16 protein-coding genes are annotated in these 17,068 nt (G+C 21.4%); all 16 read left to right on the forward strand.

All coding sequences use genetic code 11. From position 1 onward, the window contains the following. Positions 1-4: 4 nt before the first annotated feature. The 16 genes from EV215_RS01520 (at position 5) to EV215_RS01590 (ending at position 17,068) form a co-directional block, all read left to right on the forward strand. Positions 5-346, forward strand: a complete 342-nt coding sequence (locus EV215_RS01520; protein ID WP_442786015.1) for a DUF3592 domain-containing protein — start codon at positions 5-7, stop codon at positions 344-346. 85 nt (positions 347-431) lie between these two features. After that, the gene (locus EV215_RS01525; protein WP_166667305.1) at positions 432-752 is read left to right on the forward strand and encodes a tetratricopeptide repeat protein; all 321 of its coding nucleotides are present in this window, start codon (positions 432-434) and stop codon (positions 750-752) included. A gap of 38 nt (positions 753-790) precedes the next feature. After that, the gene (locus EV215_RS10720; RefSeq protein WP_371682578.1) at positions 791-919 is read left to right on the forward strand and encodes a tetratricopeptide repeat protein; all 129 of its coding nucleotides are present in this window, start codon (positions 791-793) and stop codon (positions 917-919) included. Positions 920-1,000: 81 nt separating this feature from the next. Then, a complete protein-coding gene (locus EV215_RS01535) occupies positions 1,001-1,414 on the forward strand; it encodes a tetratricopeptide repeat protein (protein WP_166667306.1) in 414 nt (137 codons plus the stop codon). Then, entirely contained in the window at positions 1,415-2,014 is a 600-nt protein-coding gene (locus EV215_RS01540) for a S8 family serine peptidase (protein ID WP_134112194.1), read from the forward strand. It abuts the gene before it with no gap. 421 nt (positions 2,015-2,435) lie between these two features. Continuing rightward, positions 2,436-5,480 carry a sigma factor-like helix-turn-helix DNA-binding protein gene (locus EV215_RS01545; RefSeq protein ID WP_134112195.1) on the forward strand — a complete coding sequence of 1,015 codons (3,045 nt, stop codon included), beginning with the start codon at positions 2,436-2,438 and terminating at the stop codon, positions 5,478-5,480. Positions 5,481-5,642: 162 nt separating this feature from the next. Beyond that, positions 5,643-7,193 carry a DEAD/DEAH box helicase family protein gene (locus EV215_RS01550; protein ID WP_134112197.1) on the forward strand — a complete coding sequence of 517 codons (1,551 nt, stop codon included), beginning with the start codon at positions 5,643-5,645 and terminating at the stop codon, positions 7,191-7,193. After that, positions 7,184-7,342, forward strand: a complete 159-nt coding sequence (locus tag EV215_RS10470; protein ID WP_166667307.1) for a hypothetical protein — start codon at positions 7,184-7,186, stop codon at positions 7,340-7,342. The genes EV215_RS01550 and EV215_RS10470 overlap by 10 nt, the downstream gene beginning before the upstream one ends. Before the next feature lie 12 nt (positions 7,343-7,354). After that, a complete protein-coding gene (locus EV215_RS01555; protein ID WP_134112199.1) occupies positions 7,355-9,379 on the forward strand; it encodes an AAA family ATPase in 2,025 nt (674 codons plus the stop codon). 2 nt (positions 9,380-9,381) lie between these two features. After that, positions 9,382-9,834 carry a DNA phosphorothioation-associated 4-like protein gene (locus EV215_RS01560; protein ID WP_134112201.1) on the forward strand — a complete coding sequence of 151 codons (453 nt, stop codon included), beginning with the start codon at positions 9,382-9,384 and terminating at the stop codon, positions 9,832-9,834. A gap of 422 nt (positions 9,835-10,256) precedes the next feature. Further along, a complete protein-coding gene (locus EV215_RS01565) occupies positions 10,257-11,249 on the forward strand; it encodes a hypothetical protein (protein ID WP_134112203.1) in 993 nt (330 codons plus the stop codon). Positions 11,250-11,373: 124 nt separating this feature from the next. Next, complete coding sequence (locus EV215_RS01570) at positions 11,374-12,636, forward strand: HD-GYP domain-containing protein (protein ID WP_134112204.1); 1,263 nt, start codon at positions 11,374-11,376, stop codon at positions 12,634-12,636. 3 nt (positions 12,637-12,639) lie between these two features. Beyond that, positions 12,640-13,704: a HEAT repeat domain-containing protein gene (locus EV215_RS01575; protein ID WP_134112206.1), complete on the forward strand. Its 1,065-nt coding sequence runs from the start codon at positions 12,640-12,642 to the stop codon at positions 13,702-13,704. A 1-nt stretch (position 13,705) separates the two neighbouring features. Further along, positions 13,706-14,590 carry a CheR family methyltransferase gene (locus EV215_RS01580; RefSeq protein WP_134112208.1) on the forward strand — a complete coding sequence of 295 codons (885 nt, stop codon included), beginning with the start codon at positions 13,706-13,708 and terminating at the stop codon, positions 14,588-14,590. Then, positions 14,571-14,942, forward strand: a complete 372-nt coding sequence (locus tag EV215_RS01585; protein WP_134112209.1) for a response regulator — start codon at positions 14,571-14,573, stop codon at positions 14,940-14,942. Before EV215_RS01580 ends, EV215_RS01585 begins: the two co-directional genes overlap by 20 nt. Beyond that, a complete protein-coding gene (locus EV215_RS01590) occupies positions 14,942-17,068 on the forward strand; it encodes a chemotaxis protein CheA (RefSeq protein WP_134112211.1) in 2,127 nt (708 codons plus the stop codon). The genes EV215_RS01585 and EV215_RS01590 overlap by 1 nt, the downstream gene beginning before the upstream one ends.

Here is a 17,068-nt window from a genome sequence, read left to right on the forward strand (position 1 = left end):
TGAAATTGTTTCTTTTAAGATTGAAAAAGATAATCTGGTTAAGCGATATGAATTACCTAATTATAATTTGAAAATAGAATACAACTACTCTGTTAATGAAAAAAAATATAATGGGGATAATATATATTTTGGATATAAACCTTCAAAGTTCTCATTTGTTTTGGAGAAAAAGAGAGGACAATACGATGTAGGAAATATTGTTATAGTTTTTTATGATCCGCTTAATCCTGAAATCTCTGTAATTGAACCTGGTATTCATTTTCAAACCTTAGAATATCCCTTAATTGGAATTTTGTTAATGTTAATGTTTATATACAATTTACTTAAATTACTAAAGAAAGGATAAAATAAAAATGAGGAGGATCAAAGAAATTAAAAGTATCCAAAATAAGCAAAGAAGTATCATAATATTAGGATTAATGCTAATGTCTATGAATTTATTATTTACAGATGAAATTGGGAAAACTAATAATTATATCAGTATTGGATCTAATTATTTAGAAGAACAACAATTTAATGAAGCCATAAAAAACTTTGAAAAGGCATTAATATTTGATGATAGAAATAAAGAAGTATATTTTCTTCTTGGATATAGCTATCAAAACCTTAATAAATACAAAAAAGCACTTAGTTTTTATAATAAAGCTGTAAAATTAGGGGCAGATGATGGAAGAATATATTATGGAATTGCTGAATGCTACAGTCTATTAATGGATAAGGAAAAGCTGCTATTTATTATAAAAAAGCTGTAACAAAAGTAGAAGAAACGATAGCGTTAACTGAAAAAGATATAGAGGCATATTTACTTTTAGGGCATAGTTACTTTGGTATTAGTGAATATAAATCAGCCTTAAAGTATTATAAAAAAGCATTAAGCCTAAACAAGAAAGATGGTGAAATTTTTTATTACATTGGATAAATTTATTACTATATTAATAATTCAAAAAAAGCTGTAGATAATTATAAAAAAGCAATTAAACTAGGTTTTAATAATAGTCAAGTGTATGTTGCTTTGGGTGATTTTTATTATGACAAAGATCAATTTAATAAAGCATTGGAATTCTACAAAACTGGGTTTGAAAAAAATCCGGAAGATTTAGGATTAAATCTTGCTTTAGGACGTTTTTATTACAAAGATTTTAAAGATATGGATAAAGCTATAAAATATTATGAAAAAGCTTTAAATATACTTCCTGAAAATAGAGGTCTTTATTATGTAGTGGGGAAACTTTACGAAAAAAAAGGCATCTATAATAAAGCGATTTTTTATGTAGAAAAAGCAATAGAAATAAGTCCGAATATGTGGAAATATTATAACCTTAAGGGAGAAATATTAAAAAAACAAGGTTTCGCAAAAAAGTCTGAAAGGGCTTTTAATATGGCACGCAGCTTAAAGGAAACACAAGGTGATTAAGTGAAAATAGCAGTAATTGATAGCGGAGCACCTGAAAAATCGAAGTTAAATATTACAAATAAATACAGAATATTTGTTAATCAGGATTATGAAAGCTACGTATTAAAAGATAGAATAGAAGATGAAAACGGTCATGCTACACTTGTATTTAAAATTTTAGAAAAATATTTAAAAAAAGCTGAAGAAATAATTAGCATAAAAATACTCAATAAAGAGCTAATGGGGAATTCAATTGCTTTAGCAAAAGCAATTGAATTTGCGGTGAACGAAAAGTGCAATCTGATAAATATAAGTCTTGGAACACCGAATAAAGAGTTTATTAAAAGAAATAAAAATGCTGTAAAATATGCAGATGAAAAAGGTGTAATGATTGTAGCTGCACATAGTAACGGCATTAAAGAAATTTCTTATCCTGCAAGTTTTAATAATGTTATAGGGGTAAAAGGAATAGATGAAAAGAAAGTATCAATTGATTTTAAAAATAATAATATAAATATGGAAACATGGCAGAGATTAGAAGATGAAGAGGAAATAATTGAAATATCAGGATCCAGTTATTTAGCTCCTCATATAACTAGATTTATAGTGCGAAATATTTAGAAAGAAAATAATCACAAGATAAATGAAAATATTATTTCTTCCTGGTTAACAACTTTAACAGATGTTTTAAGTCTAATTAAACAAGGATATAAGTATCATAAGTAAGTAAATTTTAAGCATAATAGTCTTAGTAGACTTTTGTTGAATAAAAGGTATTAAAAAAATTCTAATAGGTAAGATATAGGCTGATTTTTGTCAAATATAATATGATGTACATACGAGATGACACCAAATTTTAAGTCATCAATTAAAACCTCTTTTCCTTATTGTAGTTGCATACAGAGGAAACATTATACGATAGAAATCATTCTTTAACATTTTAAAAAAGTTTATTTTTGATTTGAAAGAAAAAATCTAAAATTCATCTAAAAGAAGTTTTTGCCGATTGTTCTAGTTGGTTTGATAAAATTTGGAGGTGAAAATGGAAGAATATATTATAATCCCGAATTGGATAAATAATATTCATGAAATTAAAAGTGAAAACTTAAAAGAATTTTTTGAATATATTCTGAAATCAGAAGATAATAAAATTGATATAGAGTATTTGAGAAAATACTACAAAGAAAGTCGAGAAATAAATTTTAGAAATGTAATAGACGAACTAGCATTAAGAGGATTTGAATTTAAAACATTGAAATCAAACAATATTTTACCAAAAGTAGAGTATTGCGAGGAGGAAGAACTAATTTTTGTATCAAGGCTAGGAAAGAACTTTGTAAAGATTGATTTTAAAAATTTGAATTTAGGAAATTTTATTGAAAGATTTCGAGTTAAAGATGATTTATTTTTTAATAAAATTCCTTATAAGGGGTTTCGCTACTTAAATCCAAATGTAAATAATGAAATATTAAAAAAAGAATTTAAAAATACTTTTAATTCTAGGAAAAATAAAGAAGAAAATTTTTTAAATGAGAATATTGAAATTGATAATCAAAAGGATTTCCTTGAATTAGTAGAAAATCCAAAACTCAAACCCGAGTTAGATAATGAGATTAATTCAATAAATTATATCTTTAAAGAAAGAAAATTTGAAATGTTTAGAGAGTTTTGTAATAAAAAAGAATTGAAATATATATACGAAATTAATAACAATACTTTTATTAGTTTTCAAAATGAACTAGGAGTTGGATCTAAAAAACTTTATCAAGTTAAAGAATTTTTAGAAAAAAATATTACCCCTAATGACATAAAAAAAAGATTTGAATTAATGTACAATAAAGAAATAAATCTAGAAGAGAATATTTTAAAAGAATTCGGTGAAATAACTGTTTCTCGAGTTTTGAAAGTATTTAATATAAACTTAAATATTAAGGATGATATAAAAATTGAACAACTGAACAATAGAAAGATCAGTCAATTTATTGAAATTAATGAAAATTATGAAAATGAAAATTTAGAGAAATTGATAGATATTATAAACAAACTAGAATCTCCATCAAAGATGATAAAAAAAATATCTTTTAATGAAAAAGAATATGAGATATTTGAAAAAAGATTTCTCGATGGAATGACTTATGAAAAGATCAGCAAACTATTTGGAGTGACACGCGAAAGAATTAGACAAATTTTAGAAAAAATTCATAAAAATGTTTTTCATGAATTAAAAGCAAATAATTTTTTGCAAATAATAAAGCTTTTTTTTCCTAACAGAACTTTTATAGAAAAAGAAGAATTGATTAGAATTATTACTTCTAAAAATATCAATTATATTTATTTGTTTAATAATTATAATAATGAGATATTCTATTATTACGAACCTTTGGAATTATATTTTTTCAAAGATATTTCGAGGCTAATAAACGAAATTAAAAACTTTATAAATAAATTACCAGATTATTTTTATTTATTTGATTTTTTAGATGAAATTATTGATTTGTTATCAAAATATAAAATGGAAGATATAAAAATAGAAGATATTGAAAATCTATTAATGTATTATGGCTTCATTAAATATAATGAATGTTTTTCAAGAATAAAAATGACGGTAACTTTGTTTTTTAGTATTGTTTTCGATCAATATATAACAGAGCCAATATATTTTAATGAAGAAGGGCTTTTATATTTAAAAAAAATTGGTATAGAATTTTTAAACTATAAATTAACAGGAAATATTAGATCATTAGAAGGGAGAATTAGAGATAATGATGAAATTGTATTGGTTGGACCAAAAACTTTTTTGAATATTAACAGAATAAAATATGATTTAAATATCTTAGCAATAATAGACAAATATTTACTGAAAAAAAGTAAACAACAGGATAAAATTAATGCTGAGGAAATATTTAGTGATTTAAAAGATATATTAATTGAAAATAATATTAAAAATAAACAAACACTATATTCAATTATTAAATATAATTATGAAGAAAAATATAATATTGGGAAGGGAAATACTTTAGATATATTTTTAAATGATAATATTGAGAAACTTAGCAAAGAGGAACAGGTCGTAAATATTGTTAGAAAATATAATAATCCTATCAACAAAGAAATTATCTTAAGAAAACTAAACTGGAAACTCTTTAAACTTGAAGATACTATATCTAAATCAAGTAAAATTATTTCTTGGGGAAGAAATTTAATAACATTAATTGAAACAATAAAAATAACGAAGGATCAGAAAAGAAAATTAAATGATTTATTAAATCAAAAAATGGAAAATGGATTTACAACAAGCCATATCCTTTTGAATGAATTAAGATTTGATTCAGAACTTAATAAAATAATAAAAAATAATAATATAGAGAATTCATTTCAATTAGCTTCTATTATAAAAAATATATTTACAAATATTGGAGGACGTACATTATTTCTTTATAAATTAAATAGTGGTATTACTTCTATAGAAAAGGTTATAAAAAATAAATTTACTGAAATTTTATTAAAAGAAGATTTAAAGTTTTTTTTAGAAGAATACGGATATAAGAGTGGGGCTATTGCACAAATTTTGGGGAAATTATTAAAAAAAGAAATTTTTGTAGAAATAAGTCGTGAAGAAATAATTCTAAAAGAAAAATTAAATATACCTAATGACGTATATAATAAAGTAAAAGATATTATTGAGGATAATTACTTTAAAAATGAATACTTAAGTTTGCATAGTATAGAAGGGTATAGAAAAATTTTACCCAAAATACAATATAAGTGGAATCCTCATTTATTAGGAACGATATTAAAAAATGTAGGATATAGAAAAATAGAAAAGAGTAACGGTGATTATAGATATAATAAAATAATAATTGTAAGGGAAGATAGCCATATAAAAACATTTGAAGATTTAGTTTACCATATTTTAGAAAAAGAATATAATGGAATTTTTCATGAATTAAAAGTATATGATTTTTTAGTTGAAAAAAAAATAATAAATGGCAGAGAGTATATTGAAAATAAGAAATTACCATTGGAAATAAAAAAGTCAGAAATAATTAAAATTGATAAAGTTGGTAGAATTGAGTTGGTGAAGTAGAATTTCATTAAATGATTTAAACTTAAAATTTAAATATAGATCTGATATTGATGAGCTTTATAAAGATTTTTATATAAAATATCATGAAAATTTGGAATATTTTATGATAAATATAACAATCAAGTTTTATTTTCAGGTTCATCAAATGAAACTATAGGAGGTATGAAAAATAATTTTGAAAAAATAGATGTGTTCATAGAATCTAATAATTTAATGAGGATAAAAGATGCAATATATGATTTTGAGCGTTTATGTGAAAATAAAACAAAAAGATTAGAAGTCATAAAATTACTAATGGAAGTAAAAAATAAAATACTTTCTTTTAGGAAGGATAGAAAATTAATGAATACAAATTATAAAAAAGAAAATATAATAACTCCAAGAGATTATCAAGTAGAGGCAATAAATGCACTAAAGAATAATAACTATAAAGGAATATTTGAGATGGCAACAGGTACGGGAAAGACCATTACAAGTATTTTATGTGCTAATAACTACTATATCACAAATAAAAGGATATTTTTGATAATATTAGTTCCTTTTATTCATTTGATAGAGCAATGGATATTAACTCTTGAGAAACTTAATTTTGAAAACATTTTAAAATGTTTTGGAAATAAAAACAAGTGGATATATCAAATGAGAGAAAAAGTCAGAGATTATAATATAAATATTAGTAAAAAAGAGGTAATAATTACTACATATAAAACAGCTTCTTCTAAAGATTTTAATGATATAATTTTCAAATTAAAAGGAAAAGGGTTTTTAATAGCTGATGAATGTCATTATTTTGGGATTAAAAGCTTAAGATATAAAATAGACGGTAGATTAGGATTGTCCGCAACTCCAAATCGCTGGTGGGATAAATCAGGTACTGATTTTATTTATGAATATTTTGAAAAAACTATTTATGAATATAATATGGAAAAAGCAATTACAAAAGGAAATCTTATTAAGTATAATTATTTTCCGATAAAAATTGACTTATCAGAAAAAGAAATAAAGGATTATCAAAAGTTAACCAAGCATTTAGTATATTTGTTTTCAGAAAAGAAAAAAGACAAACAGAAAATTGAACAAATAACAAGAAAAAGGTCATCTATCCTATCAAAAGCTGTTAATAAAAAGGAAATTTTATTTAAAATATTATCAAATAAAAATTTTGATGAAATATCACATACATTGCTGTATTGTGCACCAGGAGAAATTAATGAATTAACTAAATCAATTGCTAATTTAGGAATAAAAGTTTATAGATTTGACTCAAAGGTAAAAAAAGTTGATAGAGAAATGTTATTAAAAAATTTTGAAAATGGTAAAATTCAAATACTTGTTGCAATAAAATGTTTAGATGAAGGAGTGGATGTTCCAAGTACAAAAGAAGCTTATTTTCTTTCAAGTACTTCCAATCCTAGAGAATTTATACAACGACGAGGTAGAATATTAAGACCTGCACCAAATAAAAAAAATGCAAATATTTATGATTTTATTGTAATTCCAAAGAACGTAGATGAAGTTTTATTTAAGAATATTGTTTCTAAAGAAATGCCACGTTTTGCTGAATTTTCAAAATATGCATTTAATGAGTTTTATGCTAGGAAAGAAATAAAAAAATACTTAGAAAAATATAACCTTTCTTATTTAATGGACAAATTACCTTGGGATATATATAACGAATTTCAAAATGAATGGGAGGATAATGAATGGATATAAATTCAATATTAATAAAAGAAATTGAAGAAAATTTTCCAGTAGAAGTTAAAGAGTTGGCTATAATTATTTTGTCTGAATTAAATAAAAATAAATCAAATAGACAAATAGAAGAAATCATTTTAGAAGAATTAAGAGAATCGTTTATATAGGAGAAGACGTAAATGAAAATATTGAAAATATATTTAGAAAATTTTAGACAATTTTATGGAAAACAAGAGATTGTTTTTTCAAAAGGAGAAAAAAATATAACTGTAATATTTGGAGAAAATGGAAAAGGAAAAACAAGTATTTTTAGAGCTTTAATATTTGCTTTATTTGGAAACAAGTTTTTGGAACAAGATAATGAGAAAGAAAAGATACATTTAGTAAATTTTAATATTCTTGACGAAAATATTGGATGTCCTGTAGAGGCTTGTGTTAAAGTTGAATTTGAAGAAAATGGAAAAGTTTATTTTTTAGAAAGAAGTATTACTGGGTATAAAGTGAAAAATGAAATTGTAGAAAAAGTTAATAAAGCAAAGTTGTATATGCAAGATAGTAAAGGTAATTATTCTGGAGATCCAATAGTAGATGAAAATTTTATAAAAAGTCAAATAGAAAAAATTATTAGCTCAAATATAAAAGATTTTTTTCTTTTTGATGGTGAAAAAATAGATGCACTTGCAAAAACTAATATACTTATTAGAAAAAAAGTGAAGCAAGGTATAGTTCAATTGTTACAAATTGATAAATTAGATAAATCAATAGAAATTACTAAAAATTTATATAACAAAGAGAATAAACTAATTTCTACTCAAAGTAGTAATATGAATATAAAAAGCATAGAAGAACGAATAGAAGATAAGATGAAAAAATTGAATGAAAACTTTGAAGTAATAAAGAAAAATGAAGAAGAACTTGAATTTTGTAAAGAAGAACTTGATGAAATTGATATAAAGTTATCGAAAAGTGAACCAATAAAAAGGATACAAGAAGAATCTAAAAATATTAAGGTTAAAATAAAGGAGTATAATGAAAAATTGAATTTATTAAAAGGAAATTTGAGTAGAAGTTATTTTAATAGTTTACATCAATTTTTCATGAAAGATTCTTATGAAGAAGTTAAGGAATATTTAAATCAACTTTTAACCGAACAAAAAGATTTAGTGTCTATTGAAATAATAGACAAAATTCTTTTAGAAATGAAGTGTATTTGTGGTACAAATTTAAATATTGACAAAGAAGCATTGAAGAATATAGAAAAGATTAAGAATGAATATAAAAAATCGGAATTAACTCCATTAATAAGGTTGATTAATGAGATTGTTCATGATTTTTCTTTAAATAAAGATGAAATTATTAATAATATAAGAAAAGATTTATTAAAAATAAAAAATACAAAAGATGAATTAAATAAATTACATTTTCTTCTAGAAAAGAATAATGATGATATAAAAGAATACAGTAAAGAAGAAGAAAACTTAACTAAATTAGAGGAAATAAGTGAAAAATTAAAAACTAAATTTGAAAAATTAAAAATTGATATCAGAGCTTTACATAAAGTAAATGATGATTTAAAGAAAAATATTAACAAAGAACAAAAAGAACTTGAAGTATTAATGTCTAAGGATAAATCATTAAGGGCAGATTATGAAAGACTTAAATATTTGAATATTTTAAAAGAAAATTTTGAGAATATATTTGAAAAATATAGCAGTAAAATAAGAAAAGACTTATCGTATGAATGTACAAAAATTTTTAATAAATTAATTGATATTAAGAATAAGAATTTAATAAATGAGATTAATATAAATGAAAAGTATGAAATAGAATTAAAAAATTGGTCTGATATACAAACTAATCAAGATATTTCTCAAGGGCAAAGACAAATCATTGCATTGTCTTTTATTACAGCATTAGCCAAAATTGCTTCTGGTGGTCGTGAAAATATTGAATTTCCCTTATTTATGGATACTCCATTAGCAAGAATAAGTGGAGAAAACAGAGACAATATTATTGATAATATTCCAGAATTAACAGTACAATGGATTTTATTATTAACAGATACAGAATTTACAGTAACAGAAGAATTAAAAATAAAATCTACACAGCGTTTGGGTAAATGGTATATTTTGGAACAAATAAAAAATGGATATACCAAAATTACCTCTAAGAAATTAGATGATTCTATAGCGAAAAGGAGGTAGTAATGGATTTTCTAAGTGAGCAACAATTAATTTTTACAAGTAAAAAATATGAAGATATTTATATTTTTTTTAATGAAACCTTTAGTATAAAATATCAAGATTTGTTTATACTTTGTTCGGCGATTGGCTTTAAGAATAATAGACATATAAAATTTGATTCAAAAGGGAGAGAACTTCGGTCAAATTATTTTAGTTCAGCTCAAAAGGCAACCGCATATTCAATAATTCTTGCAGATAAAGAAATAGGTAGAGAAATAGAAAAATTTGAGAATAAAAATTTTATGTTACTAGCAAGAAAAAAACTTGAAGAGTATGCAGAAGGAGGTATGGAAATACTTTTAGAAGAAGTATTTGAGAATAAATTTATAGAGAGCAAATTAGATATTGTATATAAAGAATACGATATTGATTTATTTAGTTATGTACTGGAGAAATTTGATGAAATTCCATTTTAAAAAATCCGATCATCCTAGTCAGCTTTCCTAAAATTATATGAGTTTTGAATTTTTTATATAAAACTGAAAGCGGTTATGATTACAATTTATCAAGAAATGACCTAAAGGACAGGCTAATTTCTACCAGATAACCTCGAGTTATACGACTTTTTTCATTAACTGAATTAGGATGTTTTCACTAAAAGCTTAAATCTTACTTTTTTATTGTAAAGCTTAAAAAATTATGTTATCTTAATATCGTTATTTAATAAGTGAGCTAAGCATAGATGATAATATCTTTGCCGGTTTGATAAAATTTCATATTTAAAAAGAAATATTACATAATTAATTGTATAAAAAAAACAAAAAAGTTATTTTTTTCTCTTGAATTTTATTGAAAATAAAGTTAATATTATATATTTTAAAATAAAGGGGATTACTTAATGAAAAAGACGTTTAAAAATTTTAAAGATTTACAAGATATAGAAAACTTCTTTTTAAAAGAAGAGAATAATGAAAATAAAAAGCAGATAAAAAATACAAAAGAAGAAAAAAATGAAAACAGTAAATCTATAAAAGCATTAAAAAAAGAATTAAATAGTGTTAAATATGAATTAGAACAAATAAAAAAACACCTCCACAACAAAAAGTCCGATAATGAAAATACTGAAATTGCTAAAATGTTTATAGATTTTAATGTAGATGAAATATATAATGAAGAAAGTAAAAAACAATTAGAAAAATTACAAAATGAAATTCAACAATTAAAGAAAGAAAATAGAAAATTAAAGAAAGAAAAAGAAAATATAGGGAATACAAATAAAAAATATGGATATGATTCTATTTACAATAAATTAAAAAGTAAATATAATTTTTTATTAGATAGAAGTATTGTTTCACTAGCAACTGCTGAATATCTATATAAAAATGAAACGAATAATAAAATGGATTATTCTATTATATATATTAATTATATAAAAACATTAGAAATAGAATTGAAAAGAGTTTATCAATATAATAATACAAAGCTAACATTTGGTAATATAATAAATAGACTTGAAAAAAATCCATTATTTAAAACATTTGTATATGCAATAAATAAGCAAAAAGTAGTACAAACTAGAAATATAGCTATCCATAAACGTGTTATCTCAAAAATGGAATGTGGTAAAATAAGAAAACTTCTTATTGAGGATGATTGGTTATCAAGAATAGCATATTTATTAAATGAGGTAGATAAAGAAAATAAAATGGTAAAAATTAATATGAAAATTATTGAAAAAAAAGATATTATTACAATAAATGGTAAAAATTATACACATTATATTACAGATGGTGATATAGATATTATATCTCTAAAAACAAATTTAAATGGCAAATTAGTTGGTACTGGAGAAATAATTGAGTATCAATGTGAAGAGTATATTACTTATTAAATAAAGTTCTTTGATATTGTTATCAAAGAACTTTATTTTTTATAAAAAAACTCTATAAAAAATAAAAGGAAAATCTTTATATTAGTGAATATAAATATAAAGATAATATTAAAAGGTGGTAAAGATGATAAAGGATATTTACAAATCAGTAGAAAAAACATTTTTTGCAATTCTTATTTTTGATAAACAGTTTAAATTGAATTATATTAATGAAATAGGAGCTAAAAATCTTAGTTATAATATTTCAGAAATAAAAGGAGTAAATTTAAAATATTTTTTTAAAGAGAATAAAATAGAAATAATACAAAAAAATAAGTTAGGAATTTTAATTAAAGCATTTGTAAAAAATAAAGGAATGAAATATTTTAAAGTTATAATAGAAAAAAATAAAGATGATAAAATAATTTATTTATTAGACGTTAGTTTCGAACAAAAAAAAATGAATATTTTATTTGATATTTTTGAATTAAGAGATTATTTATTTAATTATATAGATGACTATATTTTTATTTATGAATTGAATAATAAGTTAGAAATAAATAGATTGTTAGAAGTAAATTTAAAAGTAAAAAAAGAATTATATTATACTCAAAATGAATTATTTGATAAAAAAATAAATGAATTATTTATTATAAAAGCAAAAGATTTATATTCAAAAAATAAAACAAAATCTAAGTTAGTTAGAAGAAATGGAAGTTATATAACAGTAGAATTAACTAAATTAAAAATAGAAAATAAAAATTTATTTATAATAATAGCAAAAGATATAGAAATAGAAGAAAAAGCAAATAACATATTGGAAAAAAATTTACAAAATAGAGATAAATTAATAGATGAAATTGTGGAGACTGTTAGTAAAATTGTAGAACAAAAAGATCCTTATACTACAGGGCATCAAAAAAATGTGGCTAAAATAGCAGTAAAAATAGCTCAAAAATTAGAACTTGATGATGACATAGTAAAAGCGATAGAAATTGCAGGAAAACTTCATGATGTAGGTAAAATTTCTATTCCAACAGATTTATTAAATAAACCAGGAAAACTTATAAATGAAGAATTTAGTTTAATAAAAACACATGTTGATAGTGGATATGACATATTAAAAAATATAGATTTTCCATGGGATATAGCTGAATATGTATTAGAACATCACGAAAGATTAGATGGAAGTGGATACCCTAGAGGATTAAAAGATAATGAAATAAGAATAGAGGCCCAAATAATTGCTATATCAGATGTAATAGATGCAATGATATCTCATCGACCTTATCGACCGGCACTTTCAAAAGAAATAGTAATAAATGAATTGAAATCTAAATCAGGAATACATTTTAATAGAAAAATTACTGAAATTGCTATAGATATATTAAATGAATTGGAGGTATAATATATGGATGAATTATTCGAATTATATAAAATATCCACAAAAGAACAAAAGCTAGATTTAATAGATGAATTTTTTAAAAGAAAAAATTATTTAGAATATATAGATAGGTTGTTTGAATTATTAGAAAATGAAAAAGAACTTATCATACGAGAAAAAATTGTATTTTCATTAAAAAAATATAATACTATAGAAATAGTTCAACAAATATTAAAATTTTATGATTCAAATGATGTATATTTGAGAAATATTGCAATAGATATTGTTACTTCATATTATGAGTTACCTTTACAAAATTTATTAAAAATGTTAAATAGTGAAAATAAACATATTAGAAAGCTAGCTTTAGATACACTTTTTAATACTAGAAACCCTATGATGGCTAGTTTTATTATGGAATCTTTAATTAATGAAACTGATATAAATAACAAAATTACAGCCGTAGAATATTTAGGAAAATTAAATGCTAAAAGATATGCTGATGATATCGTAAATTTATTAGATAAAGAGGACAATGAATTTTTTACTGTGACAGTAATAGAAGCGTTAAATTATATAGGAAATGATTATTGCTATAAAAAATTATCAGAAAAATTTAATGATATAGAAAATGTAAGTATTATTATATTAAAACCATTAATAAAATTTTGTGCAAAATTTATAAAAAAAGATATGATATATAAATTAAAAAAATTAAAAAAACATTATAAATTTTTAGCTAAAGAGATTATTTTTGCTCTAAATTCTGCATTTCAAAATTTAACAGAAGATGAAATTTTTGAAATAGAAAAAGATATTTATAATATATTAAAAGAACTTTTAGAATTGAAATTATCTGATATTATATATTATGAAGTATTAACTTTATTATCTTTATATGATAATGAAGAGGTAGAAAATATAGCAAAAAAATATTTATATGAAAAAGAAGGTATAATAAGATATAAATCAGCTGAGATATTAATTGAAAAAAATCAAATAAAATACATAGAAGATGTAAAAAAAAGTTTGAATTATGAAAAAGATCAAACAATAAGAGAGAGATTAAGAGAATTAATCAAAGGTGAATAAAATGGGATTAAATATAAATAAAATAAAAGAAAAACGGGAAAGGATAGATCTATTAGATAAAAATATATTAATAATAAAAGATATTATATATGAGTATTCAGGAATATTTATTTCTGAAAATCAATATTATTTTTTGTATACTAAAATTCAAAAAAGATTAGAAAAGGTTGAAATTAAATCCATAAGTGAATATTTAAAATATTTAAAAAAAAGTAATAATGAAATAAAAAAATTATTAAATGAAATTACAATAAATGAAAGCTATTTTTTTAGAGAATTTAATCAATTAAAAGTATTTGGAGAAGAATGCCTTATAGAAGTAGCTAAAAATAAAACTGATAAAAAAATAAAGATATTATCAGCGGGATGTTCTATAGGTGCAGAACCATATTCAATAGCAATTATTGCAGAAGAAATGTTAGGGAATGATAACTTTGATTTTGAAATTATAGCTATTGATATTGACGAAGAAATATTAAAATTTGCTAGAAAAGGTATTTATGATAAAAATAGAATAAATCAAATACCGAAACTTTATTTAGAAAAATATTTTCTAAAATATAATGAAAAATATATTATAAATGATTTTATAAAAGAAAAAGTAAAATTTAAAAGAATTAACTTAGTAAACGATAGAGAGCTAAGAAGTTTGGGAAAAAACTTTGATTTTATATTTTGTAAAAATGTACTTATATATTTTAATAGCTTTTCTCGTCGAAAAGTGATAGAGAATTTTTATAAAATGATGAATGAAAATGCTTATATATTTTTGGGATCTTCAGAATCATTAAATAGAATAACAGAAGCATTTTATATAAAAAAAATTGAAAATCAAATTGTATATCAAAAAAAGAGAGGGGAAAATTATGAAGATATTAATTATTGATGATTCAGAAACTACAAGAAATTTTTATACATATATTCTTGAAAGTCAGAGAATAGATGTAGTTGATGCAAGTGATGGAATGAATGCATTAGATAAACTTTATTATTATAAAGATGAGATAAAACTTATATTAACTGATTTAAATATGCCAAATTTAGACGGGTTATCATTAATAAAAAAAATTAGAGAAAATAAAGAGTTTGAAGAAATTCCTATTGGGATATTATCTACTCTTGATGAAAAAGATAAAATTGAAGAGGGATATAGAATAGGGGCTGATTTTTACATTATAAAACCAGTTGAATCGAATAATTTTATTGAAATAGTAAAATCATATTTAGAGGTAGAATAATGGAAGTTGTTGATTATATAAAACAATTAAAACGAGAAATTATTAAAAATGAATTTAATCAAGGAATGATAGAGTTTTATAGAAAAAAATTAAGAACATATAATTATTTATTTGAATTATTAAATTATTTTGAAATTTTAAATAAAACATATCAAAAAAATAAAGATGAAATAATTAAAATATTAATTAATGATATAAAAGATGAAATATTGTTAGATTGCAATTTTATTTTAGATAATAAAAAAGAAAATACTCAAAATAAACAGACTATAGAAAAAGAATTTAATAAAATTAAACTTTTAAATAAAAAAGAAAATAAAGAAATATTATTATTTAAAAATATAAATTATATATTTAATAATAAACTTGAAGAAAAGACTTTTAATGATTATTTGTTAGAGGCAAATGAAATAATAACTAAAATAGAAGAAAATTGTATAAATTATGAAAATAGTTTAGATAATGAAGTGTTGAAAATCCTAAAAAGAGAATTACATACTTTAAAAGGTAACACAAGATTATTAGAAAGTTTTGAATTGGATAAAAGCATAAAAAATATTTTAAAATTAATAGAAGAAAAAACTCATTATTTTGAAGATATTATTATAAATGATTCACTAATTAATAATATTAATATATTTTTTAGTTATATTGATTTTATAAAAGAAATTTTAGAAAAATTTGAAAACAAAAAAAATATCATTGATTTAAATGGATTTAAAGAGTTATTTAATTATAATAAAAAAGAAGAAAATGAAAATGATGTTATATTAAATAATTTTATTATCCAATTTAAAGAGTATATTCAAATTAATATATTAAATAAAAAAGATTTTAATTTAGCAAAATTGAAAAGGAGCTCAAAAGGTTTTTATAATTATGTAAAAAAGAAAAATATTAAAAAACATATAAAATTTATTGAAGAAATATATTCTAATGTAGAAAATAAAAATTTTGATAAAATATATAATTTAATAAATTCAACGCAAAAAACAAATAAAAAAATAGATATAAGTAATAAAATTTATTTAAATAAAGAAACTATTAATAATTTAGAAATAATATTAAATAATATGTTTTTATTAAATTCTGAATACGAATATTTATTGAAGAAATATTCTATAAATAACAATGAATTTATAAATTTTAAAAAGAAATTTAATAAAAATATGGATAGCTTTAATAATTTATTAAACAATATAAAAATGGAAAAAATAGGAACTTTATTTAAAATTTTAAAAAGAAGTATTCGTGATATTGCAAATGAACTTAATAAAAAGGTAGAAGTAGAAATAATGGGTGAGGAGAGTATACTTGATAAGGATATATATAATAAACTTCAAGAACCGCTTGTACACATTGTGCGAAATGCTGTTTATCATGGTATAGAGAGTATTTCAGAAAGAATAGAAAAAGATAAAAATGAAAAAGGAAAAATAAATCTAAAAGCTTTTAATGAACGAGGAAATATAGTAGTTGAAATTTCTGATGATGGAAGAGGTATAAATAAAGAAAAAATAAAAAATAAAGCAAATAAATTAAATATAAAATATGATGAAAATAATATATACAACTTGATATTTTTACCTAATTTTTCTACTAATGATGAGGTGGATAATATATCTGGTAGAGGGATAGGAATGGATATAGTAAAAAATGTAATTAATTCATTAAATGGAAATATAAAAATAGAAAGCAAAAAAAATGAAGGAACAAAGTTTATATTGAAAATTCCTATAAATTTATCAATTGTTAATGGTATATTAATTAAGATTAATAATATAAAATATATTTTACCTATAAATAAAATTGATAAAATAATTAAAAATAATTTTGAAATAAGAAGTTATAAAAATGAATATTTTTTAAAACAAAATAATGAAATTTATCCAATTTATAGTTTTAATTCTAATTCAAACTATAATAATAAAATATATATATTGCTAAAAAATAATGAAAAATATATAGCCTTTATGATAGATGAAGTAATAGAAAAAAATAAATATTTAAATAAAAAATTACCAGATATTTTAAAAAATGAAAAATATTTATTTGGAGTATCTATATTAGGAAATGGTGAAATTTTAGGGATATTAAATATTGAATATATATTAAATGGAGGATAA

The organism is Hypnocyclicus thermotrophus (genome assembly GCF_004365575.1).
Classification (GTDB): domain Bacteria; phylum Fusobacteriota; class Fusobacteriia; order Fusobacteriales; family Fusobacteriaceae; genus Hypnocyclicus; species Hypnocyclicus thermotrophus.